This window comes from Yersinia hibernica, from assembly GCF_004124235.1.
In the GTDB taxonomy this organism is placed as follows: domain Bacteria; phylum Pseudomonadota; class Gammaproteobacteria; order Enterobacterales; family Enterobacteriaceae; genus Yersinia; species Yersinia hibernica.
Window position 1 is genome coordinate 2,290,922 of the sequence record NZ_CP032487.1, and the last position, 25,176, is coordinate 2,316,097.

Sequence of the window (25,176 nt, forward strand, 5' to 3'; positions counted from 1 at the left end):
TACAGGTTCCACACCGGCGCTACAAAAGTACATCTGTTACGCAATGGCAACATCATCCGCCGTGACACGCTTTTCTCGGTTTAAGGCCTGCAATGCCGACACATCGACAATTAATGCCACACTGCCATCGCCCAAGATGGTAGCGGCGGAGATCCCCGGAACTTTCCGATAATTACTTTCCAGGTTTTTCACCACCACTTGGTGCTGACCAATTAATTGGTCTACTAGCAGTGCATAACGACGACCAGCACTTTGCAGAATCACCACAATACCTTGAGTAGCTTCAGTTTTTGCATTTTCAACATCAAAGACACGGAACAATTCTACCAGTGGCAAATATTCACCGCGCACTTGTAATACGCGCTCACCGCCAGCCAGTGGATGTAAATCCTCAGCTAATGGTTGTAGTGATTCCATTACTGCATTCAATGGCAAAATAAACACTTCATCACTAACTTTGACAGACATGCCATCAAGGATAGCCAGCGTCAATGGCAGCAAGATACGGATAGACGTGCCCTTGCCCGCCTGGAAACTGACTTGCACATGGCCGCCCATCTCCTGAATATTTCGCTTGACCACGTCCATCCCCACACCACGGCCGGAAACGTCCGTCACCTGCTCAGCAGTCGAAAATCCGGGTGCAAAAATCAGCATCCCGACATCTTCATCACTCATATGTTCATTTACCGCCATGCCCTGAGACTGCGCTTTCGCCAGAATTTTCTGCCGGTTAAGCCCGGCCCCGTCATCAAGGACTTCAATACAAATATTGCCACCTTGATGTTCTGCAGACAGTGTCAGATTACCCACCGGTGCTTTGCCCGCCGCAATACGCGTTGCAGGATCTTCAATGCCGTGATCCAGACTGTTACGCACCAGGTGAGTTAATGGGTCAATAATGCGCTCAATCAGACTTTTATCCAGCTCAGTCGAGCTACCAAGCAGTGTCAGTTCGACCTGCTTATTCAGCTTACTGGCCAAATCGCGCACCAAACGCGGGAAACGGCTGAAGACATATTCCATCGGCATCATACGAATCGACATTACCGACTCTTGCAAATCACGCGCATTGCGCTCCAACTGCCCCATACTATTAAGCAAATCGCCATTAATCACCGGGTCTAAGGTACTGGAGCGCTGGGCCAGCATGGATTGAGTGATAACCAATTCGCCCACCAAGTTAATCAATTGGTCGACTTTCTCAACCGCCACACGAATACTGGTCGATTCACTGGCTTTCGCTTTAGGTTTTACATGCTCAACACTGGCAGGCGGGGCAATAACGGCCTCAACCGGACGGGTATTTTTTATCTCCGCGACAGGCGTTTGAGGGACTTCAGCGGCCACCGGTACGATAAGCGCAATCTCCGGTTCTGCCGCAGATTCGGCCTGTACGAAACTAATTTGATCAGGCTCCAGCACAAAACACAATACGGCGCTGATATCATCTTCACTGACAGAGGTAATCAGGGTCGTTTCAAGGCTGTCTACACCTTGGTGGGTATCTTTGATTTCCCCTAAATTACCCAGCTCTTCCAGCATCAGTGGGATTTCTGGCTCTTTCAACCCAGACAGGCGAATCCGCATTCCGCCCTGAACCAAAGCGGGAGACTTAGTGCTGGCCTTGGTTTCTGCCGAAGGAGTCACTGCTTGCTCAGCTGTCGCAACATTATGTGTAGTTTGTGGTTCTAACGCTTCAAGTGCCAGTTGGCGCAATGCGTGACAAATATACTCAAAGCTTTCTGCGTTAGGTTCTTGAGAGGTTTTATAGGCGTCCAACTGTTCCTGCATAATATCTTTCGTTTCCAAAAACAGGTTGATGATATCAGTGCTCAAGCGCATCTCGTCACGGCGGGCACCATCCAACAGGTTTTCCAACAGATGGGTTGTCTCTTGTAATACCGTAAAACCAAATGTTGCAGCGCCGCCCTTGATTGAGTGAGCAGCGCGGAAAATGGCATTGAGTTGTTCATTGTCTGGTGCCAGCGGATCCAGCAATAACAAATGCTGTTCCATATCTGCCAGCAATTCATCTGCTTCATCAAAGAAAGTCTGATAAAACGCGGTAATATCCATGCTCACGGTGTCACCTCTACTGTGCGTCGCGGCTTGTCGGAGAGACCGGGACATCACTGGCCGGTGCCGCTGGCAACGATGTCGTTGGCCGGTTGGCTGCCGGAGTTATGTTCCCCGTGCTCAATGGTTGTGTTTGTGGTGCTGTTGCTGGCGGTTCTGCCACTTTCACCGGCTCAGTCACGGGTGTCACCGGTATTGTTGCCGTCGCTGAACCGGTAGTCACAGGTTGCGCCGCTGGCTTAGCCGCACCCGCGGTCACTGCGGGGTGAATCGCCCCCGTTGTCGCCGCTGCTGGAGCGGCCATCGCAGGCGTTGTCCCAGTGGCATCAATCTGTTTTAAGCTCTCGGCTTTTTCTATATCGAGCGCTTTATTATCTAAATTCTCGTGCTCAATATCGTGTTGAGTCTGCTTATTCAGCACCAAAATGCTGATACGACGGTTAACCGGATCATCGGAGGCTTGCTCTTTTAATCGCATTGTCGAGGCCATACCCACCACACGTAATATCTTGCCTTCATCTAAACCACCGGCCAGTAATTCACGCCGTGAAGCATTGGCCCTATCAGCTGATAGTTCCCAGTTACTGTAACCTCGCTCACCCGATGCATACGGTAAATCATCGGTGTGTCCAGACAGGCTTAGTTTATTGGGGATGTCATTCAGAATCGGCGCGATAGCACGTAAAATATCGCGCATATACGGCTCGACCTGAGCACTGCCCATCTTGAACATCGGCCGATTTTGACTATCAATAATTTGAATTCTCAGCCCTTCATCCATCATGTTAATCAACAGATGTGGCCGTAGCGCTCTGAGCCTCGGATCGGATTCAATTAATTGATCGAGTTTTTCCCGTAACTTATTGAGTCGATACTCTTCTTTTCGGCTCTCTTCAGAATCAATGTGCTTGCGCACCTCCCCCACTTGTTGGGTCGGGTCATCACCGCCCCCCGGAATAGGGCTGGTGCTATCACTACTTTTCTCACCATGGGTCAGCGCGACTTTCAAGGGGGTGCGAAAATATTCTGCAATTTGTGTTAGCTCTTGCGGGCTGGAAACCGACAGCAACCACATCACCAAAAAGAAGGCCATCATTGCGGTCATAAAGTCAGCATAAGCAATTTTCCATGACCCGCCATGGTGGGCTTGGCCATGTTTGGCCTTGCGCTTTTTGACCAGAATAACGGGGTGGTTCTGATGCTTCATGCGTCCTCTTCTGTCGCTTGCGGTGCCGGCGCTTTCACTCTGCGCACATGCTCTTCCAGCTCAATGAACGAAGGACGTTCCGTGGTGTAGAGCGTTTTACGACCAAATTCCACGGCAATTTGCGGTGCATATCCGTTGAGACTAGAAAGCAGAGTCACCTTGATGCACTGCATCATTTTGGTCGTTTCTGCACTCTGTTGACGTAATAACGTCGCTAACGGCGAGATAAATCCATACGCCAATAAAATCCCCAGGAATGTCCCTACCATCGCATGGGCAATTAATGCCCCAAGTTCTGCCGCGGGCCGGTCTGCTGATGCCAGGGCATGCACGACCCCCATAACTGCGGCAACAATACCAAATGCCGGTAACGAATCGCCGACCATCGCCAGACTACCGGCGGGAATTTCACATTCTTGCTCGTGAGTTTCTATTTCTTCATCCATCAACGCTTCGATTTCAAAAGCGTTCATATTCCCACTGACAATTAACCGCAAATAGTCGGTAATAAATTCCACTAATATCTTATCGGCCAAAATCCGCGGATAATTAGAAAAAATTTCACTTTCTAAGGGACTTTCTATATCCCGCTCTAATGAAAGCATTCCCTGTTGGCGGGATTTTGCTAATAAACGGTACAACAGCGCCATTAAGTCCATATAGAGAACTTTGTTATATTTAGAGCGCCGCATCAGCTTTGGCAGCGCTTTCATCGTGGCTTTTATCGCTTTACCATTGTTACCCACAATAAACGCGCCAATACCAGCTCCGCCGATAATTAAAAATTCGGCTGGTTGATATAATGCGCCTAGGTGACCACCGACAATGATGTAGCCGCCAAAAACCGCACCTAAGACCACGATATAACCCAAAATAACTAACACGCGATATCCTTAGCAAAGTGTGTGGGTGGAAGGTGAGGCGTTAGCACCCTTTGAGAGCCGAGAATTGCCACTAACGAGTTACAGGAGCGGTATCCATACCGCTGCTGTAACCCAAAATGCTAGCAACTCAAAGAAACTCAAACTGCGCGTCTAACCTGCTCATCCAGCAGTTGTGAAGTTATATCGGCAGATTGCGGAGAAAGTTTACGTTTTTTTACTGCGCGGGAAGGTGGCTGGCAAAGACTGCAAACAAAGCTGTTTCGTGGTTGGTGAGCATGGGTGATAAAAGTCCCACCGCAACAGTTACAACCAGAGAGCTGCAACATACCACTGTCGACGAAGCGAACCAAAGTCCAGGCACGGGTTAACGCCAGTAATGGCGGTATTCCAGACTGATCCGGGCACTGTTCGAGATAAAGACGATAAGCCTTAATAACGGCCTCAACACCGGTGCATTGCCCGCTTTTTAGCAAGAAACTATAAGCGTTATAAAACATCGATGAGTGAATGTTTTGTTCCCAAGTCATAAACCAATCGGTCGAAAACGGTAACATGCCTTTAGGCGGAGGACTGCCTCTCAGCTCCTTATAAAGCTTGATTAAACGCCCTCGGCTGAGTTGCGTTTCGCTTTCTAACATCTGCAAACGCGCACCTAAAGTTATCAACTCCATGGCCAAATGAATATCTTTGGCTTCCTGAACAATACTTTTCTCAACCATCGGTCATGCTCTTTTCTTAGACGCACTACCGTCTTTTAACGATAGCTCGTGGAGTAAGTGACTCGACAATAAAATTCCGGTGTGGATTTGCTGCAAGTCATCCACACGAGATTCTTTCGTCAGATGATGAATTGTATTGTGATCACTGAAACGGAAATGACAGACCAATTGGTTAGTCTCAGCTAATTTAACCATCTGCGGTAATGTTAACTGCGATAATGCATCGGCCATGTTATCTGTAATACCCAGACGAAACATCGCTGAGGGTTTCTCATCGTTAATTAACCGTTGCGCTAAAAGCAAGTATGACAAATTAATATCATAAATATGTTTGAGTAATTCAGACGTACTCATTTTACACATCCCGACTGATTATGTTTTAAAACATAAGTTGGATGATAGTATTTTTCACCCAAGACCTGGGATCCTTCCCGTTATACAGTTAATTAGAACCCATAGAGCTAAAAGTAATTGAAACCTACTGGTGCTACATTACAAAAATACCGTTTTGGTATGAAATAACATGTCTTCTGATTGTCAGCTTGATTTTACGCTGCTCTGATATTGCATCTTCGACATGAAACTTTTCTTACAAAATATTGGGATTATTCCTAGTGAGGGCCAACTCTACTCCCGAATCGTTAGCACATACAATGTGACTAGTGATTCATTTTAAATGTAATGTGATATGCGTCACAAAAATAAAATATAAATTCATCTATTGCACATTTTTTTGTGCGTTTTTTAACCTCTCTGGCGTTCAAAAAATAGCCAGAAGTCAGAAAATAGCTAAAAAACTAAGGATATAGGCCCAATTCTTAGTGTTTTTAGATCAATTCGAACAAAAGCATTACTAAAGCAAAATAGCAGAATATAAATCTGTCATAACAGCAAATTATCAGCATTAAGGGCTAAAGTAACCCTTTATAACTCGGTAATCCTACATATAACCGCCCAAAACTATTTTGTTTTAACGAATACTTATGCGATGAAAAAAAGTGCTTTTCATTGTTTATTTATTAACCTATTTGCATTTTTTCGACAAAAAGATCGGCAATGCGTATTAAAAAAGACAATAGAGGTAACTGCATGTTTCACTCTAACTCCCCACCGGGATTTTTATCATGTGCATTCTCAACTTTGGTTCATATACGCGTATTTGCAAGGGAATTGTAAGTGAAATGTAATTAAAATTAATTAATAATGTTTGAAGCATAAGTTTCACATATCATTTTATTTAATCACCTTTATTTAACTATCTGCTGTGGTTGGTTTTTTTCTTGGCTACAATCAAATGTGATTAACATCTCATTTCTTAAAGATGCGATCCCCTAACCTTTACACTATAGCCACGCTTATGGGAGCTCAATAATGGGATACAGGAATGTCTTGGTTGCAGTGGCCCTTTCACCGGAGAGCCAACAATTGGTGGATAAAGCCGTTTCTATCGTTCGGCCTTATGACGGCAGAGTTTCATTGATTACACTGACAACAGAACCTGAAATGTATAGTAGCTATGCCGCCCCGATGCTGGGTGATTTGCGTTCTGTTTTAGAAGAAGAGGTGCTGTTATTTATGGACCAACTGGCAATCAATGCTGATTATCCTATTGAGAACCGAGCTGTTATTCATGGTGAGTTCGCCGACAGCATGGGCTATTTTTGTCAGCAGCATCATATTGACTTGGTAATATGCGGCAACCACAGCACAAGGCTAATGAATAAATTCTCCTGCTCAGCGGCCCGCCTGATTAATACCAGTACTGTAGATGTGCTAATCGTCCCGCTTTGAAAGCCCCTACTTTCATCTAATGGCGCTGACCCGAACCCGCGCTTTTTCGCACTATTACCAGACTGCACTAACAATGACCCAGATTGTTTGCCGCGGTGACAAAGCATTATTTTGCGGCAACGAATTCAGATGTACGGGCTTATTATTTCGTACGAACATGGCCAATATTTTGATGATTTCCTCCAGCAAAACATCACTTGGTACAACCAAGGAAAATCAAGTTTTGCGAGGATTTAGCTGCAGGGCTTGAAAATACACCACCCAATTTATTGGGCTATTGGCGGGAAAGAACTTTGGCTAGCATGAGATTTTAATCATCATTCCGGGGCCAATTATGGCCCCGGATATCTTCATGTTAGAACCATTTACCGAAGCGGCGGATATAAAACTGCTTCATCAGTTGGGCAACAACACAGTAGCTGATTAAAGTGCCAGCTAACCATGGGAAATATTGCCATGGCAACGGCTGCAAGCCGACCAATGCCCCTAATGGAGAGAATGGAATATAAATACCTATCGCCATAATCACCCCAGTGGTTAATAGCACCGGTAGCGCGGCAGTACTTTGAATAAACGGAATTTTTTGCGTGCGTAGCATGTGAACAACCAGAGTCTGTGACAATAACCCCTCAATAAACCAGCCTGATTGGAACAGCGCCTGATGCTCGACACTGTTGGCCGCAAATACAAACCACATCAAGGCAAAGGTTGTAATATCAAAGATTGACGACGTCGGCCCAATCCACAGCATAAAACGGCCAATATTTTTAGCATCCCACTTACGGGGTTTGCGTAAAAACTCTTTATCCATTTTATCCCACGGCAGAGAGAGCTGGGAAATATCATACATCAGGTTTTGCAACAGTAAGTGAATGGCAAGCATCGGTAAGAATGGAATAAATGCACTGGCCACCAAGACGGAGAAGACATTACCGAAATTTGAACTGGCCGTCATATTCAGATACTTGATGATGTTGCCGAAAGTTTCTCGCCCTTTAATCACGCCCTCTTCCAACACCATCAAATTCTTCTCAAGTAAAATGATATCAGCTGACTCTTTGGCTATATCAGTACCGGTATCAACGGAAATCCCCACATCAGCATCGCGCAACGCCGGCGCATCATTAATACCATCCCCAAGAAAACCGACGGTATGGCCGTTGCTTTGCAACATTTTCAGAACACGTGATTTTTGCAACGGAGTCAGTTTGGTGAACACCGTGCGCAATTCCACCTCGCGCGCCAGCATTTCATCATCCATCTTCTCGATATCCAGGCCACTCAGTGGTTCTCCCGGATCCAGCCCAACATCACGACAAATTTTAGCCGTAATAATCGGGTTATCGCCGGTTAATACTTTTACTGCCACACCATTCTCGCGCAATGCCGTAATCGCCGCCTCGGCACTTTCTTTCGGCGGATCCAGGAAGGTCAGTAACCCCTGAACAACTAATTCGCGCTCATCGTCAATATTTAAAGGCAATTCGCTAACTTTAGTGCCCAACTCGCGGGTGGCCAGCAGCAGCACGCGAAAACCATCTTCATTGTATTGCGTGGCGAGTGCCAATAATGAGGCTCGGCGCGTTTCATCCAACAGATAAATGTCATCGCCTTCGCGCACATGGGTGCAAATACTTAGCATCTCTTCCACGGCACCTTTGCAGATCAGTTTCTGCTGTTGCTGCTCATCTTTCACCACAATAGATAAACGACGACGAATAAAATCAAACGGTAATTCGTCAACCTTATTAAAACTGCGCAAAGCATCAATTTCGGGCTTGCCACGGCTGAATTTGATAACAGCCTGATCCATCAAGTTGCGCATGCCACTTTGATGGAAACTATTCAGCCACGCCAACTGTAATACTTTGCCGTCATGACTGCCGCGCGCATCTAAATGATGCTCAAGAATGATGCGGTCTTGTGTTAATGTCCCGGTTTTATCAGTACATAGCACATCCATTGCGCCAAAATTTTGTATGGCATTCAATCGCTTGACGACAACTTTTCGGCGTGACATAGCAATTGCGCCTTTAGCCAGGTTGGAGCTGACAATCATCGGCAGCATCTCTGGCGTCAAGCCAACCGCCACCGCTAAGGCAAATAGCGCCGCCTCACTCCAGTCCCCTTTAGTGAAACCATTAATCAGCAATACAATCGGTACCATCACCAACATAAAGCGGATCAATAACCAGCTAACACTGTTAACCCCCCGATCAAACGCAGTTTGGGCGCGGTTACCCACAATCGACTTAGCAAGAGACCCGAAATAAGTATTTCCCCCCGTGGCGACAACAACCGCCATGGCGGTTCCGCTGGCAACGTTGGTTCCCATTAGGCAAATATTAGATAATTCAAGTAGTTTGCTCTCACTGCTGGCATCAGCATCCACAGATTTTGATGTAATCGCCCCCATTGCATCATATTTCTCAATGGGTATGGCCTCTCCGGTCAGAATTGCCTGGCTGATAAACAAATCTCTGGATTTGATCAGTCGCAAATCAGCCGGAATCATATCTCCAGCGGATAATAAAATAATATCGCCCGGCACCAATTGCTTAATTGCAATTTCCTGTTTGGCAGGCTGAGCACTGTGACTACTGCGGCGCAGCACTGTCGCTGTGGTGCGAACCATCGATTTCAGCGCTTCGGCAGCTTTATTGGTGCGATATTCCTGCCAAAAACGCAATAACCCACTGATCAAGACCATTGTGACAATAATACTAACGCCAACAAGATCAGTTTCTTCGCCATGTTGCAATGGCAGCCAATAATCAGTCACAAAGCTGATTGCCGCCAAGATCATTAAAACAAAAATAAAAGGATTATTGAATGCAGCCAATAATTGAATCAGTGCCGGCGGTGCTTTCTCATGTGCAACTTCATTGATGCCGTATAATTCCAGGCGCTCTTGGGCATCTTCTTCAGTTAGCCCGTTCAAGTTAGCATTCAGCTTGGATAATGTTTGATCCAAGCTATTTTTAGCCTCTAATGCAATAGTAAAAGGTTTCTTATTATTATTGCTACGGCCTGTACCTGTCTTTTGAAATTTGGTCATAACGCTTCTCTTTTAATTCTAAACGCACAAGGTTTATCCGCTCAGTGATTGAGAGATAATGTGCAGAACTATTATTGCGCTGCCAATTTTGTATTTATATTTAATCAGCAGCGACTCATTACGTTAACTCTGGGGTGATCGTCCATAACAACTCCTTACTACCGCATGGGTCAGTATTATTTATTATTGCTAATTTTAAAATTATATTAACTGCCTAAGTTATACTGGTAATTCAGATGCAATACGCCAATGAATAGCACTGACACTTCGCTCCAAACTGACACGGCAAACAATACCTTCAATTTCTTTTTGTGCCGCTGGTGTTGCCATTATTTCAGCACAGACTTCCAACTGGCCGGGCTTTGCAATATCGGCACTGCATAATGATTGCAACCGTAATGCTACACCATTAAGTGCTTGTAAAATTAGCGTACGAACTAGCACCTCATCTTCTGCACCACAAGTGACTTGAATGCGGTAACGCACTTCTAAATCAACGGCTTGTTGTTGAGGTTGCATATTAATACGTTGTGCTGCCTCGCGGAGCAATATATTGGCGCACAGAATAACGGCGGTTGCTACAACAGCATTCCAATATAATCCCAGACCACAAAGCACGCCAATACCCGCAGAGCACCACAAGGTCGCGGCCGTATTTAAGCCTCTAATATTCATGCCTTCGCGCATGATAACGCCAGCACCCAAGAAACCAATTCCTGAAACAACTTGAGCAGCAATACGACCCGGACTATCAGGAGATGTTGCATAAGAGCTAAGAATAAAAACGGCCGCCCCCGTTGCAACTAATGCATTGGTCCGTAAACCGGCCATACGTTGACGCCATTGTCTTTCGGCACCAATTAACGCGCCCAAACACATCGCCAGTAATAAATTTATGACAAAAGGAGTTAATGCCATGATTCTCTCCATGAATTAATCATTGGTAGAATAATCATGTGCTATTTAGCACACAGGTAATTGTGCTGATATACCTCAATGGAAATCAGCAGTAACCAGTGTTCGTGCCTGGAGGAAATAGAGCGTGGTTGTTAAATACCATAATAAAAACCCGAATTAATATCCTCGATGATTCTTTCATCGAGTGAGAATATCATATCCTATTTAGTTCGAGATATAGCCAGTAATTTGGGTAAATAAGCATCGCCCACACTGCTACAACTTTAAATAAAAGGATTTTTTTGGGTATGCACAGCTCAGGAAATATAGAGAGGGTGCTGCCCGCCATGTTTCGGCAAGCAACAAATCGGTTGGGAGATGAGTTAGCTTGCCTTGCTTATTTGACTACTACTTTGCGTATCCATTAGTTTCTCCACCGAAATTTTCCAAGAGTATAGTTGCCGATGATAACTATGTAAAGGTTATATTTCTAAACAAAACTTAAACCAATTAGAATCAATTAAATAATATGGAATAGTATTAATAAAGGTCGCTAATAATTTATTATTTATCGGTGGATATCATATTGCTAAAAATAAGGCCTATCCAGCAAAGTATTCAGCTTGTTGCTACACAGCAAACGCGGGGTTGCCACTGGATTTTTTCATGGAAATACAGCAGGCCGTGATCAATATATAAGTCATCAGTGCAGATTATCTGCCGCCCCATATCCTCACCAATCACTCTATGCTATTGACGGCTTGCTGCCTCAGGACAAGAAACTGCACAGTGACTTCAATAGCTCCGCCGGCTTCCTCGCTAATCGGTCGCGAGCTGGGAATATCAAGTCCTTGACGTTATTACAGAAATGTAGTGAATCTTTAATCCAAACTGAGATCGTGATCTCATTAATAGTGCTAACTATTTTAGGGCCATTGCCGATAGGTTCTTAAAGGACTGTTGAGATGACTTTAGATATAGAGGTGGATTAATTTTAAGTAGCGATGCCTACACCCAATTATTGAAGTGGCCGTCCGGTAGCTCACCACACAACAACTTCAAGTATATGGGTATATCAGGCAAGGGCCTTTCCTCGAGCGACTATAGAAACGGAACTAACGATGAAACGTGGAAGTACGCATAAGCCATTAGAGATGAAAATAACGCCAGAGCATAATAAAGATACGAAAGTATTATTTGTTAATAATGTGCGCCTGGTCACTTTGTTTATTGCCATCTTGGCAGGAATACTGCTTTTATTTGCAGCAGCAATTGGCACCTCAGGCTATTTCTTAAAACAAAGTAACCAATCGCTGGAAGAAGCGACGCAAGAACTGGATATCCGTCTTGGCCTGTCTAACAGCTCGAACCATTTACGTACTGCACGCCTTATTTTGATTCAAGCGGCATCATCAGCGCGTATTGGTGATGCCGCAGGCTACCAGCAAGGGCTGAAAAATGCAGAGGATCTTATTTCTCAGTCGCAACAAATGTTTGACCTCTACTATAACCGCCCGATTAAGTCCGAAACTGACACTGCCTTAGACGGCCCACTGAAAAAAGCTTATGAACAGTATCGCGATGATGGGATGAAACTCATGTTAGAGGCGACCAAAGAGGGGCATTTCGAAGAAGTTATCTCCTTAGAAGCCGAAAAACTCAATCCGTTAGATGATGCTTATAATGAACCGCTACTAAAAGCGGTTAAATATCGTACAGAACGCGCTAACCAAATTAATCAATCTGCCCAGCAAGAAGCACGCCTCGGCTACATGTTGATGGGAGGAGCCTTTATTCTGGCTGTTTTGCTGACATTAATCGCTTTTTTAGTGATAAGCAAAGTCATTATCAAGCCAATTAATTGGCTAGTGGAGCGTATTCAACGTATTGCCCAAGGGGATTTAACACAAAACCCGCTCTCATTCGGCCGCAATGAGATTGGTGTGCTAGGGAATAATATTCAGCAAATGCAGGATTCATTATCCTCTACTGTAGAAGCAGTGCGAAGCAGCGCCGAATCTATCTATCAGGGCTCCAGCGAAATTGCACTGGGTAATACAGACCTTTCTGCACGAACCGAACAACAAGCCGCTTCACTTGAACAAACCGCAGCCAGCATGGAACAACTGACTGCAACTGTTAAGCAAAATGCTGAAAATGCCCACCACGCCAGCCAATTGGCTGCTAATGCATCAGGCAAGGCGGCCCAAGGTGGTGATATCGTAGATGATGTTGTCAGCACTATGGATAAAATATCCCTTAGCTCAATGAAAATTGCTGAAATTACAAATGTAATTAATAGCATTGCTTTCCAAACTAATATATTAGCATTGAATGCTGCAGTGGAAGCCGCTCGTGCCGGTGAGCAGGGCCGTGGATTTGCCGTCGTCGCCAGTGAAGTTCGTAATCTGGCACAACGCAGTGCTGATGCGGCCAAAGAGATTGAGTCGCTGATAGAGGCCTCAGTTGACCTTATTGGTGATGGCTCAATTCTGGTCTCTGATGCCGGTAAAGCCATGAATGAGATAGTCACAGCTGTTACACATGTGACGGATATTATGGGTGAGATTGCATCAGCTTCCGATGAGCAAAGCCGTGGCATCAGTCAGGTTGCGCAAGCGGTATCCGAAATGGACAACGTCACACAACAGAATGCTTCTTTAGTTCAGGAAGCCTCAGCGGCGGCGGCCTCTTTAGAGCAACAGGCCGAAATACTGACCCAAGCAGTTGCGGTATTCCATTTACGAGGACGTAGCCCAGCCCCAACCCTTAAAACGCCCGCGCCCACCCCAACAGGTCAGAATAAAAATGGCGGAAATAAAAAACCGTCTGATGACTCGCTAAACTGGGAAACGTTCTGATTAATAAATAGAAATAATTCAGCCAAGCTATAATTGTAAGGCTGATAACAAGACCGGAGGCAAGGTTCTCACCCTCCTCCGGTCTTTTATTGCCACACAATAAACGCCAGCAAATAAAATGCTATTTGTTAAGCGGCTCGACAAAAGTGCCATCATTGCTATCAATTTCATTAAAGAACCAGACACCGGCTGGATAATCTTCTAATGAAACCAAGTACATGACTCCTTCGCTAAACTGTTCTACCTCTAAAACAACCCCTTCACGCCGTGGGCCACCATCGGTTTTTACTGTCACCCGATCATTTACTTTCATGATGTTACCTTCAATTAAATCAATGCTGCTAGTGTAGTACAGAATTAGGTGAGAATGATAAGGTTTACGCACAATCAAACGTATACTTTTGATGAATATATTTCAGGAAAGAACAGGGAGTGGAGGTACTAAGCAGATAGAGGGAAAACCCTTAACGGGGAGCCAAACCAGAGTGAGTAAGCTCAATTTACCTCACACCAGAAAGAAAAAAACCCGCCTTAGCGGGTTTTTTTATAATCAGCCAAAGGCCAATTAGATTGCAGTTACGTTTGCTGCAGACGGACCTTTAGCACCGTTCTCGATAGAGAACTGTACATTCTGGCCTTCAGCCAGGGTCTTGAAGCCTTGATCTTGGATTGCAGAGAAGTGAACGAACACGTCTTTGCTGCCATCAGCTGGAGTGATGAAACCGAAGCCTTTAGACTCGTTGAACCACTTTACTTGACCTTTCATCATGTTAGACATGTGTATTTCCTTTATTAAAAAATTTTGCCACCATGGGCGTGTTATAGCCGGTTATCAGTCGTTACTTATGGAGGCACTATGAAGGAAATTCGTCAGTGAAGAGCTATCAACGATAACGCTTTAAATATGAACCACTTTACTCAAGATGTCGTGCATAAATAGGTCTGTACCACAGGCCGAGACGCATTAACTCATGACCGGCTTTTAATAGCAACTCTTTTTAGTGGGCAAACTGAATATTCTCGTTCGCATGACTAAAATAAGACCAAAAAAGCCATTTATTATACTCTTGCCGCTCAGGTTTATGCAGAACAATCACTAAAAATATTGTGAATATCCCCCAACACGCCCTTATTATCAGAATCTAGAAGAGTAAAAAGTCTTCAATATCCTGCTTTAATTCTATTTGCCGTGTGGCGCTGAAAGTTTATCCCTTGAGTTTGCTATGATAAACCATCGCCTATCCTTGAGAGAAATACATGAAACCCAAGTCTGCTACTTTAGATGATGTTGCTCGCCAGGCTGGTGTTTCCTATCAAACGGTATCGCGAGTTTTAAACCAAGCGCCTCATGTCTCACTTAAAACCCGTAATAAAGTTGAAGTGGCAATGGCGGAACTAAACTATGTCCCTAACCGGCTAGCCCAGCAGTTAGCGGGTAAACATAGCCTGACTCTCGGGTTGGCTACCACTGACCTTGCTTTGCATGCCCCGTCGCAAATAGCGGCCGCAATAAAAAGAAAAGCGCGTGAACTGGGGTATAACATCGTCATTGCCATGGTAGATGACCATAGTGAACATGCCTGTCAGCAAGCCATGAACGAGCTGCTGGCTCAACGAGTGGATGGAATCCTAGTTAATGTGCCATTGAAGCCAAAACGCAGCCAGAAAATCACCGAACAATGTGCTGATACTCCAGTACTTTTTCTTGATGTAGACCCACAATCTGCCGCGTTTAGTGTTTTATTTGATGCCAATGTAGGCGCAGCTCAAGGTGCCGAGCACCTTATAGCATTAGGCCACCAGAAAATAGTGCTGATATCAGGCCCCAAAGACGCTATTTCGGCCCAGTTGCGCTATCAAGGCTGGCTACAGGCATTAAATAATGCCTCACTAACGCCACAAGCGGTCTATTACGGCGAATGGAATGCACAAAGTGGCTATCAAGCTACACAGAAGCTGATTGCCAGCAATACTGCTTTTAGCGCTATTTTAGTGGCTAACGACCAAATGGCCCTCGGCGTACTACGCGCTCTACATGAACACAATATCAATGTACCAAACGACGTTTCTATTATTGGCTATGACGACACCGCAGACAGCGCCTATTTTCAGCCGCCACTGACCACTATCAGGCAAAATTTCAGACTATTGGGGGAAGAGAGTGTTTCCCGCTTGGTCGTTCGGCTGCACCACACCATTGAACCGCCCTCTAAATCACTGTCATTAGCAACTGAGTTAACAATACGCCAGACGACTGCGCCTTTTCAGCGCATTTGGTACAAAAATGAATAAATGCGATCGTCCTCGACTATTTAGCCAACTACTATTTACTTTATTTTCAGTTGAATTCATCTTGTAACAACAAAATTGTGAGCGCATAACATTTTACCCAGTTAACTAAGCGCACGGATAAAATACGCCCATTTTCGCCAACGATAAGGCTGAAATCATGACAGCACAGCAAGCAGTTCAACCACAGATTAAACCAGCCTTATCACAGATTTTATTGCGCAGAGATTGGGAGAATCCGCAGGTAACACAGTACAATCGCCTTGAAGCACATCCTCCATTTCACAGTTGGCGTGATGCCGATGCTGCTCAAAATGATGCCCCCTCACCGCAACAGCAATTACTTAATGGGCAGTGGTTATTCAGTTATTTTACGCGCCCAGAATCGGTACCTGACACATGGGCCAACCAAGATTTGCCTGAGGCCGTCTCGATGCCTGTGCCTTCCAATTGGCAACTCCATGGCTATGACACGCCGATTTATACTAATGTGCAATACCCTATCCCCGTTGACCCACCACGGGTGCCAAAGGACAACCCAACAGGCTGTTATTCCTATAATTTTACCTTAGAACCCCATTGGGTCTCGTCGGGCCAAACCCGCATTATTTTTGATGGTGTCAGTTCTGCATTCTATCTATGGTGCAATGGCCACTGGGTCGGGTATTCCCAAGACAGCCGCCTGCCTGCTGAGTTCGATCTCACACCTTACTTGCAAGCTGGCGATAACCGGATTGCAGTTCTCGTGTTGCGCTGGAGCGATGGTAGCTATCTAGAAGATCAAGATATGTGGCGCATGAGTGGGATCTTCCGTGACGTCAGCTTACTGCATAAGCCAGATATTCATTTACGAGATGTTCATATCTCGACGCATTTATCACCAGAATTTACTACTGCCCACCTAGATGTGATGGCAGCGGTGAACATTTCCCCGCTTGATATCAATGATTCGCAAGTGACCGGTGCCTATCAAATCCAAGTGCAGCTTTGGCTAGCAGATGAGTTAATCACCACTTTACAACACCCTCTTGGAACTCAACCCATTGATGAAAGAGGGAATTACACGGATAGAACCCTCCTGAGAATGCGGATAGAGCGCCCGCTATTATGGAGTGCGGAACAACCTACGCTATATCAAGCCGTCGTGTTACTGCTTGATAGCCAGCACCAGTTGGTAGAAGCAGAAGCCTATGATGTCGGTTTCCGGCAAGTAATCATTGAGAAAGGTCTACTCAAGATCAATGGCAAAGCATTACTGATTCGTGGAGTAAATCGTCATGAGCATCACCCAATAACGGGGCAAGCTATTGATGAAAAAAGCATGCTGCAAGATATTATTCTCATGAAACAGCATAACTTTAATGCCGTACGTTGCTCCCACTATCCTAATCATCCGCAGTGGTATCGTCTGTGTGATCGCTACGGTTTATATGTTGTTGATGAAGCCAATATCGAGACACATGGCATGCAACCTATGGGACGGCTTGCTGATGACCCACAATGGTTTTCTGCTTTCAGTGAACGTGTTACGCGCATGGTTCAGCGTGACCGCAACCACCCTTGTATTATTATCTGGTCATTGGGAAACGAATCAGGCCACGGTGCTACCCATGATGCCCTCTATCGCTGGATAAAAACCAATGACCCTACACGACCAGTGCAATATGAAGGAGGAGGAGCGAATACCCAAGCAACTGATATTATTTGCCCAATGTATGCTCGTGTCGATGAGGATCAACCCTTCCCTGCGGTACCTAAGTGGGCGATAAAGAAATGGATTGGTCTACCGGATGAATCTCGTCCGTTGATTTTGTGTGAGTATGCTCATGCCATGGGCAACAGTTTTGGCGGGTTTGCCCGCTATTGGCAAGCATTTCGCCAATACCCTCGGCTACAGGGCGGGTTTGTTTGGGATTGGGTCGATCAAAGTCTTACTCGTAGTGATGAAAATAGTCAGCCTTATTGGGCCTATGGTGGCGACTTTGGAGATAGCCCCAACGACCGCCAATTTTGTATGAATGGGTTGGTTTTTCCTGATAGAAGCCCTCACCCAAGTTTGTATGAAGCGCAGTGCGCACAGCAGTTTTTTCAATTTTCATTAGTGAGCACTGCACCGCTGACCATCACTGTTTCCAGTGAATATCTGTTCAGAAATAGTGACAATGAGCATCTGTACTGGCGTATCGAGTCAGCAGGTGAGTTAGTGCAGGAAGGGAGCCTTCCACTAGATCTGTTGCCTGAAAGTACACAGCATTACACCTTATCCGAGGCATTCCCAGCCATCAATAATAGGGCTGATTTATGGTTGAATGTTGAGATAAGGCAGATAAAAGAGACGCCTTGGTCACCAAGATATCATCGCAGTGCCTGGCAACAATGGCGTTTACCACACTCATTATCCACCACCGACAACCCCTTGAGGAGCATTATTACGCCCAATCCTCTCCAATTACACCAAGATGTACACCATATTACTGTGGTTTATCAGCAGCAGCGCTGGCTATTTAACCGCCAAACTGGCTTGCTAGAACAATGGTGGGCGGGTGGAAAAAATAGATTACTTACCCCACTGCGTGATCAATTTGTGCGTGCGCCACTAGATAACGATATTGGTATCAGTGAAGCAACTCGGATTGACCCTAATGCCTGGGTTGAACGTTGGAAAAAAGCAGGCATGTATCAGATGGAACAGCGATGTTTATCATTGCAGGCAGATATGCTATCCCATGCGATACAAGTCAGTGCTGAATATGTTTATGAGTTTGCCGAAGAACAATTATTGCGGACTTCTTGGCTATACCATTTTGATCAACAAGGGCGCATGACCATTGATGTCCGAGTTCAAATTGCTACTTCACTCCCCTCTCCGGCAAGAGTCGGTATGTGTTGCCAATTATCAGATATTTCAGAGAATGTTGGCTGGTTAGGCCTAGGACCACACGAAAACTATCCTGATCGTCAACTTTCAGCACAATATAGTTATTGGTCGCAATCTCTCGCACAGATGCACACCCCCTACATTTTCCCGAGTGAAAATGGTTTGCGCTGTAAAACTACAGCATTGAATTACGGAAATTGGCAATTAACCGGACAATTTCATTTTGGTATCGGCCGTTACAGTACCCAGCAACTAATGGAAACCAGCCATCAGCATTTACTTAAACCGGAGTCAGGAACCTGGCTAAATATTGATGGTTTCCATATGGGGGTTGGTGGTGATGATTCATGGAGCCCCAGTGTGCATGCCGATAATTTACTCACAAATGAAACTTATCACTATCAGGTCTGCTGGCAGTACAGAAATGAAATCTGATGGCAAGCGATAGGCAAACTCTGCAACTGCCCTAGCGGGCAGTTTCAGATTTATCCCTATATCGAACCAAGAAGAAGACTCCTAGTATCAATATGTTCTAAACATCTCTTAGTCTCGCTTATCACCATGCAATGAGTCATACGTGTACAGCTCATGTGCAAATTTATGCGCCCACCCTGTTGGGCGTTTTTTTTGTCTTTTGCTGTCATTTGCTGCATTCGGCCCTTTGTGACCTTGTCGTAGGTTAAGCACATTCACTCCATGAATTATTTGCGTGACAGGACTAAGATAATCACTCAGTCATCGCATAGCATCTAACTCGCTATCTTCATGTGACAAGAGGAATATTATGACATTGTTAACTCATCTCCCGGCAAACATGGTCGCAATTGAAATTACACATTTTGGTGGCCCTGAAGTCTTAGCCCCCGTTAAGCGCCCAACCCCCCAGCCCGCCGCGGGTGAAATATTAGTTAAGGTTTCAGCCGCCGGAGTTAACCGCCCTGATGTAATGCAACGCCGTGGTCAATATGCACCACCGCCGGGGGCCTCAGATATTCCGGGATTAGAAATTGCAGGTGTGGTGGTCGCGTTGGCCACTGATGTCACAAGATTTAAAATTGGAGACAAAGTGTGTGGGTTAATCGCGGGTGGTGGTTATGCTCAATATTGCGTCATACATGAAACCAATGCTTTGCCAGTCCCACGCGGCTTAACAGAAATCGAAGCTGCAGCACTACCGGAGACCTTCTTTACTGTATGGACCAACCTATTCCAACGCGGCCACTTTGCGGCGGATGAGACGGTATTAATTCACGGGGGATCCTCCGGTATAGGGACTACAGCAATAATGCTGAGCAAAGCATTCGGCGCAAAAATGGTCATTGTCACGGTGGGTTCAGAACAAAAGCGTCAGGCCTGTTTGACATTAGGAGCAGACATTGCCATTAACTATCACACGGCAGACTTTGTTGCTGAAACTAAACGAGCCACCACAGGAAAAGGGGCTGATGTTATCGTTGATTTAATTGCTGGTGATTATGTCGCACGTAACTATGAAGCCGCAGCAATAAATGGCCGAATCGTCCAAATTGGTACTCAGAATGGGAATGCTAAAGATCTAAATTTAATGTTGATGCTACTAAAACGTCTGACGCACACGGGATCTACATTGCGCTCGCGCACTGTGGCTGAAAAAGCGCTAATTGCCACAGAACTGGAACAGCGAGTTTGGCCATTGCTGAATGATGGAAAAATCAAACCCCAAATATTCCAAACGTTCCCATTCGAGGAAGCAGCTAAAGCCCATAAATTGATGGAAAGCAGTACACATATAGGTAAAATTGTCCTGACATTTTGAGGTTATTCAGAACGCTAATTACCCGAACTCTGAAAATTCATCAGGTGAAATTGAAACACAAGTTATTGTTTTCACTTGATGAAAAAGTAATATATCGATATTACTTGTCACTCAACTATAACAGTTTCGCTAACTAATTCGTCAAACTGATATACCTTGAAATTAACTTTTCATGCTAACCTATAACAAACCATCATGGTAACTTTTATGAGTTATTAATCACAAGGTCATAATTATGGGCATAATTAAAAAAATATTAATCGACGACATCGCGAGAATAAATCAGAAAGAAAAACGAGATGGCCGGTTAAAATTTAACAGCGATTTTGTCTACAAGCACCCCTACCTTTGCCTTGCCATGCTGATATCATACTTTTTTGTCTTAGTTTTAATGTACTTAACACCCTATTTTGGCATGAGTTATATGATTGCTTTTACTATTTTCTTTGTTTTGATGTCCGCCGTTCTCATGATGGAAATCAAACCTGTATTTAAGTTTGAAGATATTGGCATTCTCGATTTACGTGTTTGCTATAATGGTGAGTGGTTCTTTAGCAGAGCGTTATCAACACAAGCAATTGATGAAATATTAAATAGCAAAAATATCAGTGACGACTTCAAGATTCGCTTTAACCATATTATTAGTAATAAAGGTGAAATAGACTTCTACGATGTCTATGATTTAGCCTATTTGCAAAAAAAATCTATGCGCAGCAATGAACCCAACCAAACCGCGTCGTTAGCAAGCACCTCGGCTATCGGACATTAATTCTAGCCGCCAACATTCCCCTACCAAATCTCCGGTAGGGCATGAAATCTCAGAACCTCCTTCTTCCAGAACAAACTGTCATGGCATACATGACAGTTCGCTTAGACTTTTCTCTATACAACTCACACTAACAAAGCCACCTTTATTCATCAAAGTCATTATATTAATTAGGAAAATATCGTTAACATATTAAAATGAGATCTATAATAATCTTATTGTTTCTAATAATAAAAAGGCTGGTGGGCATGGACAAGATTGATGAACTATTGATAGCTATTTTAGCCAAAAATGCGCGGGTATCTCTTAAAGATCTCTCACAGCAAGTAAGTCTCTCCTCCCCCAGCACCGCTGAACGCCTACGACGCCTTGAAGAGCGTAATATCATCCGCAGTTATACACTAGATTTGGATCAACAAGCCTTCGGCTATCACTTGCAAGCCATTGTGCGTGTCAAACCCTTACCTGGAAGTTTACATATAGCTGAAGAAATGATTCAGGCAACACCTGAATGTGTTGAGTGCGACAAGGTAACAGGTGACGATTGCTTTGTTTGTCGTTTATATATTCACTCAATGGATCAACTGGATACCATTATTGACCGTTGGTCAGAGCACGCTGAAATCCAGACCTCAATTGTGAAATCCTCTCCAATTATACGGCGGTTGCCGCCTTTAGTGCGCCTGCCCAAGGAAAGTAAAATCTGAAATCTGTATCCTAGCCCTCACTTTATCTATAAAAAAAAGTTATGCTTTACATAATATATATACAGAAGCGAATAGTTGATGAGTAATAATCGAAACCGCGCGTCAGATCCATCGATTCTTACGCTCCCTTATACCGATTGGGGGCAAAGCCACACGCAAGGCTCCAGTGCCATTGAAGCTCTGGAGCAGGGTAAAGTGCTTTTCCTGCCTTATTTGGCGTTTGAACTAAGTGAACAGGAACAACAGTTGCTTGACCCTGATCTGGTTGATATTAAACGCAAAAATATCAGCTTCAAGCCACTTGACGGCGCACTAACGGGTGTCACTGATGCAAGCAAAGCAGCATTAACTCGCCAGCTACTTGAGCGCTACTATCAGAGTTGCCTCAGTCTGGTGAGCCAATTATTGCCAGAATATACTACGGCACTGCACAGCCCGACCAATAGCCTACGCTTGCACCCCGTTACCGCCTGGCGCGACAAAACCTCCTGGCGTAAGGATGATAGCCGTTTGCATGTCGATGCTTTCCCTTCCCGGCCTAATTATGGTGAGAGAATCATCCGCATCTTTACTAATATCAACCCTCATAATGAGCCTCGTTCATGGCGTGTAGGGGAAGATTTTACACAATTGGCCCGCCGCTATTTACCACAGCTTGATAGCTACTCCCCGATTAGCAGTTGGTTGCAGCATAAAGTTGGGATAACTAAGCGCCGCCGTAGCCATTACGATCATTTGATGCTTCAACTACATGACAAAATGAAGTCAGATATTGATTATCAAAAAAATGGCGTGCAACAAGCGATTGACTTCCCAGCGGGTAGCAGTTGGATCTGTTTTTCAGATCAACCCCCCCACGCGGCAATGGGGGGTCAATTCATGTTGGAGCAAACTTTCCTGCTCCCCGTTGACGGAATGAAGAACCCTCAGCAATCCCCGCTAAAAATATTGGAGTCGCTAACGAAAAAAGCGCTGATATAGCGTATGACTCGCTGACTATGGCTGACAACAGAAAATCCGCTGACCACGCGGATTTTTTATTTGCCCCCACTTTGCACACTGGCATGATATATCTTGCCAGTGAACAACCAAAAAAAAATACTTTCTTGACTTGATCCTCGATAAAAAAATAAATATCATTTTTACACGATGTAAGCCAACTCGATAATAGTTTAGCCTGAGGCGAGGAAATTGACCTCATCGACGTAGCCTATGTGTGGCATTATTTATGCCATTCATCTTTGTGTTAGCGATAAGTTTATCTCTTAGATATTAGTTTGATTTTAAGTATGAATTTGGTATCCGACAGTGGTTGAAACCTATCAGATAACTATTGGAGGTTAATATGGTTAAGGTCTATGATAGAAATAGAAACCAAATTATCCCAGGCAAACGTGTGATGGTCGCGCAGACTGGGGAGATTGACGTAGCCAAAGCGATTCACACTGAAGGTCTGGCCCCGGTACAAGCAGAGCGGAAGCCGGTTGTCGAGTTACAGCATACCGGTGAGCGCTATGTGCCTTTTGATTTGGTCAGACTAGGGTAACGAATTTAAATTGTAGTCACTCCGCTGAGCGAAATATTATCTTGTCAAGATAGCCACTTATTTTCCGGGGCTTGCCTGTTTCAAATAGGCCGCCTCGGTTTTTTTATTTATATTACACTGACTATTATTAAACTCGGGTTAATGCCAACCGGTAGATATTAATCAACGCCGGATGGCCTCCATTTAAATATGGCAGGCCGGCGCTATCACTTGAGTGACTTTCTTGTGGAATGTCTCAAGCCGACAAAGTTTGTTATTCCCCTCATTTTCACAACCTTCAATAGCAATTGGGATCATTTTTGCCGGATTATTTTTTAGATCTAACTTCTCGGCATTTCGCAGTTGATCCATTGTCTGATAGAACATTTTCACTGCAACAAAGCGCTGCTGGCTATTCGGGTTCAGCCATAACTCGAATACCAGCCCCCCACCAGGCGGGGTATTATCAGGCTGCTGCGGCAATTGCCAATTCGCACCTAACATCCCAGCAATATTAGCAATATTGGTATCATGCCCGGCAAGGAACAATAATTTAGTTTGTGGGGATAGTGGCAATGTTTGCCCTTTAGCATCACGTTGTAATACTAATGCCGTGTCAATCTGTTGTAATAATGGCGTTCCTTTATGACGGGCAATGTAAGGAGTTTTCGCCATCAAATCAAACTGTGCATTATGCAGCGACAATAATGAGACCCAGTTATTTTCACCACTAAGGCGATGCCAGGCAACATCAGGCATAGCTTGCGAGTGCTGTAGTAGGAAAATTTCACCTAATGTTGATGAGAGTGCCAGTGGTCCACTCAGTGCAACCTTTTTCCCCCCTTCACTGACTTTAATTTCATTTGCCGCAAAAGTGGCAAAGTCACAAACTTTTCCTTGCTGTTGCAGAGACTGACAGTACGGGGATGCCGCGAAGTTTAGCACCTCCCCCATCAGCGCAAAGGGTTTGGCATAGCGCTGGCTCAGCCCACTCAATGGCCCACCGAATCTTTCTTCAACCGCCTGCTGGGTTGATGCCGAATCCAATTTACACACTCCCGCTTCAACAGGATGAAATAATGGGTCAATTTTTTTCAAATTAGCCTGATAATGTACTTTCAGGCCACAACCCGGTGCGACCCCATCCAAGAAAGCCTGCCCCGTTAAGCGGGTTCGTTGGTCAATATCAGCCTGCGCATAGATGCTTCCATCTAGCGGACACCCCGCTGATAGCAACCCATGGTGACGGAAATAATCACCATAAAATCCGCCCATTAGCGTCACCAATTCGGCACCTCGGGGGGTTAAATATCCAGCTTTTACTGGCCATTGCGGCCATTTGTCGGGAGTGACATCGTTCATTAGCTGCGTTTGTTTCGTCGGGGAACGAACACCATGACGGCTCAAAATAACCACTCGCTCCAAGGTGTAACCGTCAGGTAATGCCGCAACCGGTGCAGCGCTAGCCGTAAAACTGCTCAGAACCAAGGTGAGGGCGCATAGGCGCAAGCATTTTTTTGCTACTGTCATCATGTTATATCCTGATTAAAACTACGAATATTTTTGCCCTACAGAGTATGGGCGACGATCACGGCCCCCACAATATGGAAAAACTGCCAATATCCCCCGCACATAAGATTTGTGCCGCAAAAATGTTAATGCTGAACGCGCTAAACTTGATTCGCTTCTCATTGTTAGAACGATAATTAACCGATTATGT

General features: G+C 44.9%; 19 protein-coding genes. 9 read left to right on the forward strand and 10 right to left on the reverse strand.

Annotation, left to right across the window (positions count from 1 at the left end):
- Positions 1-36: 36 nt before the first annotated feature.
- From cheA to flhD, 5 genes are all read right to left on the reverse strand, one after another.
- Positions 37-2,079: a chemotaxis protein CheA gene (cheA, locus tag D5F51_RS10850; protein ID WP_162301839.1), complete on the reverse strand. Its 2,043-nt coding sequence runs from the start codon at positions 2,077-2,079 to the stop codon at positions 37-39.
- A gap of 16 nt (positions 2,080-2,095) precedes the next feature.
- Positions 2,096-3,286 carry a flagellar motor protein MotB gene (gene motB / locus D5F51_RS10855; protein WP_087769213.1) on the reverse strand — a complete coding sequence of 397 codons (1,191 nt, stop codon included), beginning with the start codon at positions 3,284-3,286 and terminating at the stop codon, positions 2,096-2,098.
- A complete protein-coding gene (gene motA, locus D5F51_RS10860) occupies positions 3,283-4,170 on the reverse strand; it encodes a flagellar motor stator protein MotA (protein WP_025377889.1) in 888 nt (295 codons plus the stop codon). Before motA ends, motB begins: the two co-directional genes overlap by 4 nt.
- 137 nt (positions 4,171-4,307) lie before the next feature.
- Positions 4,308-4,889, reverse strand: coding sequence for a flagellar transcriptional regulator FlhC (gene flhC / locus D5F51_RS10865; RefSeq protein ID WP_005164496.1), 582 nt, complete (start codon positions 4,887-4,889; stop codon positions 4,308-4,310).
- A gap of 3 nt (positions 4,890-4,892) precedes the next feature.
- A complete protein-coding gene (gene flhD / locus D5F51_RS10870) occupies positions 4,893-5,243 on the reverse strand; it encodes a flagellar transcriptional regulator FlhD (protein WP_162301721.1) in 351 nt (116 codons plus the stop codon).
- A 1,017-nt stretch (positions 5,244-6,260) separates the two neighbouring features.
- On the opposite strand from flhD, the gene uspC reads away from it, so the two are divergent.
- Positions 6,261-6,680 carry a universal stress protein UspC gene (gene uspC / locus D5F51_RS10875; protein WP_025377887.1) on the forward strand — a complete coding sequence of 140 codons (420 nt, stop codon included), beginning with the start codon at positions 6,261-6,263 and terminating at the stop codon, positions 6,678-6,680.
- A 355-nt stretch (positions 6,681-7,035) separates the two neighbouring features.
- Here uspC and mgtA read toward each other — a convergent pair whose 3' ends face one another.
- Both mgtA and D5F51_RS10885 read right to left on the reverse strand, forming a co-directional pair.
- Positions 7,036-9,738, reverse strand: a complete 2,703-nt coding sequence (gene mgtA / locus D5F51_RS10880) for a magnesium-translocating P-type ATPase (RefSeq protein WP_025377886.1) — start codon at positions 9,736-9,738, stop codon at positions 7,036-7,038.
- A gap of 219 nt (positions 9,739-9,957) precedes the next feature.
- Positions 9,958-10,656: an MgtC family protein gene (locus tag D5F51_RS10885; protein WP_025377885.1), complete on the reverse strand. Its 699-nt coding sequence runs from the start codon at positions 10,654-10,656 to the stop codon at positions 9,958-9,960.
- Positions 10,657-11,756: 1,100 nt separating this feature from the next.
- Here D5F51_RS10885 and D5F51_RS10890 point away from each other — a divergent pair.
- A complete protein-coding gene (locus D5F51_RS10890; protein ID WP_129196691.1) occupies positions 11,757-13,496 on the forward strand; it encodes a methyl-accepting chemotaxis protein in 1,740 nt (579 codons plus the stop codon).
- Between the two features lie 121 nt (positions 13,497-13,617).
- Here the strand turns inward: D5F51_RS10890 and dsrB are convergent, their stop codons facing one another.
- On the reverse strand, positions 13,618-13,809 hold the full coding sequence (dsrB, locus tag D5F51_RS10895) for a protein DsrB (protein ID WP_186368179.1): 192 nt from the start codon (positions 13,807-13,809) through the stop codon (positions 13,618-13,620).
- A 252-nt stretch (positions 13,810-14,061) separates the two neighbouring features.
- Positions 14,062-14,274: a transcription antiterminator/RNA stability regulator CspE gene (gene cspE, locus D5F51_RS10900; RefSeq protein WP_002210893.1), complete on the reverse strand. Its 213-nt coding sequence runs from the start codon at positions 14,272-14,274 to the stop codon at positions 14,062-14,064.
- A 479-nt stretch (positions 14,275-14,753) separates the two neighbouring features.
- On the opposite strand from cspE, the gene D5F51_RS10905 reads away from it, so the two are divergent.
- The 7 genes from D5F51_RS10905 (at position 14,754) to ydfZ (ending at position 23,477) form a co-directional block, all read left to right on the forward strand.
- A complete protein-coding gene (locus D5F51_RS10905; protein ID WP_129196696.1) occupies positions 14,754-15,788 on the forward strand; it encodes a LacI family DNA-binding transcriptional regulator in 1,035 nt (344 codons plus the stop codon).
- A 157-nt stretch (positions 15,789-15,945) separates the two neighbouring features.
- Entirely contained in the window at positions 15,946-19,098 is a 3,153-nt protein-coding gene (locus D5F51_RS10910; protein WP_129196697.1) for a beta-galactosidase, read from the forward strand.
- A 349-nt stretch (positions 19,099-19,447) separates the two neighbouring features.
- Positions 19,448-20,458, forward strand: coding sequence for an NAD(P)H-quinone oxidoreductase (locus tag D5F51_RS10915; protein WP_129196699.1), 1,011 nt, complete (start codon positions 19,448-19,450; stop codon positions 20,456-20,458).
- 235 nt (positions 20,459-20,693) lie between these two features.
- A complete protein-coding gene (locus D5F51_RS10920) occupies positions 20,694-21,227 on the forward strand; it encodes a YlaC family protein (RefSeq protein WP_087769559.1) in 534 nt (177 codons plus the stop codon).
- Positions 21,228-21,472: 245 nt separating this feature from the next.
- Complete coding sequence (locus tag D5F51_RS10925; protein WP_025377880.1) at positions 21,473-21,931, forward strand: Lrp/AsnC family transcriptional regulator; 459 nt, start codon at positions 21,473-21,475, stop codon at positions 21,929-21,931.
- Between the two features lie 78 nt (positions 21,932-22,009).
- Positions 22,010-22,912 carry a Kdo hydroxylase KdoO gene (gene kdoO / locus D5F51_RS10930; RefSeq protein WP_162301722.1) on the forward strand — a complete coding sequence of 301 codons (903 nt, stop codon included), beginning with the start codon at positions 22,010-22,012 and terminating at the stop codon, positions 22,910-22,912.
- A gap of 364 nt (positions 22,913-23,276) precedes the next feature.
- Complete coding sequence (ydfZ, locus tag D5F51_RS10935; protein WP_162301723.1) at positions 23,277-23,477, forward strand: putative selenium delivery protein YdfZ; 201 nt, start codon at positions 23,277-23,279, stop codon at positions 23,475-23,477.
- Between the two features lie 183 nt (positions 23,478-23,660).
- Here the strand turns inward: ydfZ and D5F51_RS10940 are convergent, their stop codons facing one another.
- Positions 23,661-24,986 carry an AppA family phytase/histidine-type acid phosphatase gene (locus D5F51_RS10940; protein ID WP_129199315.1) on the reverse strand — a complete coding sequence of 442 codons (1,326 nt, stop codon included), beginning with the start codon at positions 24,984-24,986 and terminating at the stop codon, positions 23,661-23,663.
- Positions 24,987-25,176 lie beyond the last annotated feature (190 nt).

Excerpts from the sequence above, each read along its gene's own strand:
- cheA (WP_162301839.1), bottom strand. The coding sequence starts at position 2,079 with ATGGATATTACCGCGTTTTATCAGACTTTCTTTGATGAAGCAGATGAA.
- motB (WP_087769213.1), bottom strand. The coding sequence starts at position 3,286 with ATGAAGCATCAGAACCACCCCGTTATTCTGGTCAAAAAGCGCAAGGCC.
- flhC (WP_005164496.1), bottom strand. The coding sequence starts at position 4,889 with ATGGTTGAGAAAAGTATTGTTCAGGAAGCCAAAGATATTCATTTGGCC.
- flhD (WP_162301721.1), bottom strand. The coding sequence starts at position 5,243 with ATGAGTACGTCTGAATTACTCAAACATATTTATGATATTAATTTGTCA.
- uspC (WP_025377887.1), top strand. The coding sequence starts at position 6,261 with ATGGGATACAGGAATGTCTTGGTTGCAGTGGCCCTTTCACCGGAGAGC.
- mgtA (WP_025377886.1), bottom strand. The coding sequence starts at position 9,738 with ATGACCAAATTTCAAAAGACAGGTACAGGCCGTAGCAATAATAATAAG.
- D5F51_RS10885 (WP_025377885.1), bottom strand. The coding sequence starts at position 10,656 with ATGGCATTAACTCCTTTTGTCATAAATTTATTACTGGCGATGTGTTTG.
- D5F51_RS10890 (WP_129196691.1), top strand. The coding sequence starts at position 11,757 with ATGAAACGTGGAAGTACGCATAAGCCATTAGAGATGAAAATAACGCCA.
- dsrB (WP_186368179.1), bottom strand. The coding sequence starts at position 13,809 with ATGAAAGTAAATGATCGGGTGACAGTAAAAACCGATGGTGGCCCACGG.
- cspE (WP_002210893.1), bottom strand. The coding sequence starts at position 14,274 with ATGTCTAACATGATGAAAGGTCAAGTAAAGTGGTTCAACGAGTCTAAA.
- D5F51_RS10905 (WP_129196696.1), top strand. The coding sequence starts at position 14,754 with ATGAAACCCAAGTCTGCTACTTTAGATGATGTTGCTCGCCAGGCTGGT.
- D5F51_RS10910 (WP_129196697.1), top strand. The coding sequence starts at position 15,946 with ATGACAGCACAGCAAGCAGTTCAACCACAGATTAAACCAGCCTTATCA.
- D5F51_RS10915 (WP_129196699.1), top strand. The coding sequence starts at position 19,448 with ATGACATTGTTAACTCATCTCCCGGCAAACATGGTCGCAATTGAAATT.
- D5F51_RS10920 (WP_087769559.1), top strand. The coding sequence starts at position 20,694 with ATGGGCATAATTAAAAAAATATTAATCGACGACATCGCGAGAATAAAT.
- D5F51_RS10925 (WP_025377880.1), top strand. The coding sequence starts at position 21,473 with ATGGACAAGATTGATGAACTATTGATAGCTATTTTAGCCAAAAATGCG.
- kdoO (WP_162301722.1), top strand. The coding sequence starts at position 22,010 with ATGAGTAATAATCGAAACCGCGCGTCAGATCCATCGATTCTTACGCTC.
- ydfZ (WP_162301723.1), top strand. The coding sequence starts at position 23,277 with ATGGTTAAGGTCTATGATAGAAATAGAAACCAAATTATCCCAGGCAAA.
- D5F51_RS10940 (WP_129199315.1), bottom strand. The coding sequence starts at position 24,986 with ATGACAGTAGCAAAAAAATGCTTGCGCCTATGCGCCCTCACCTTGGTT.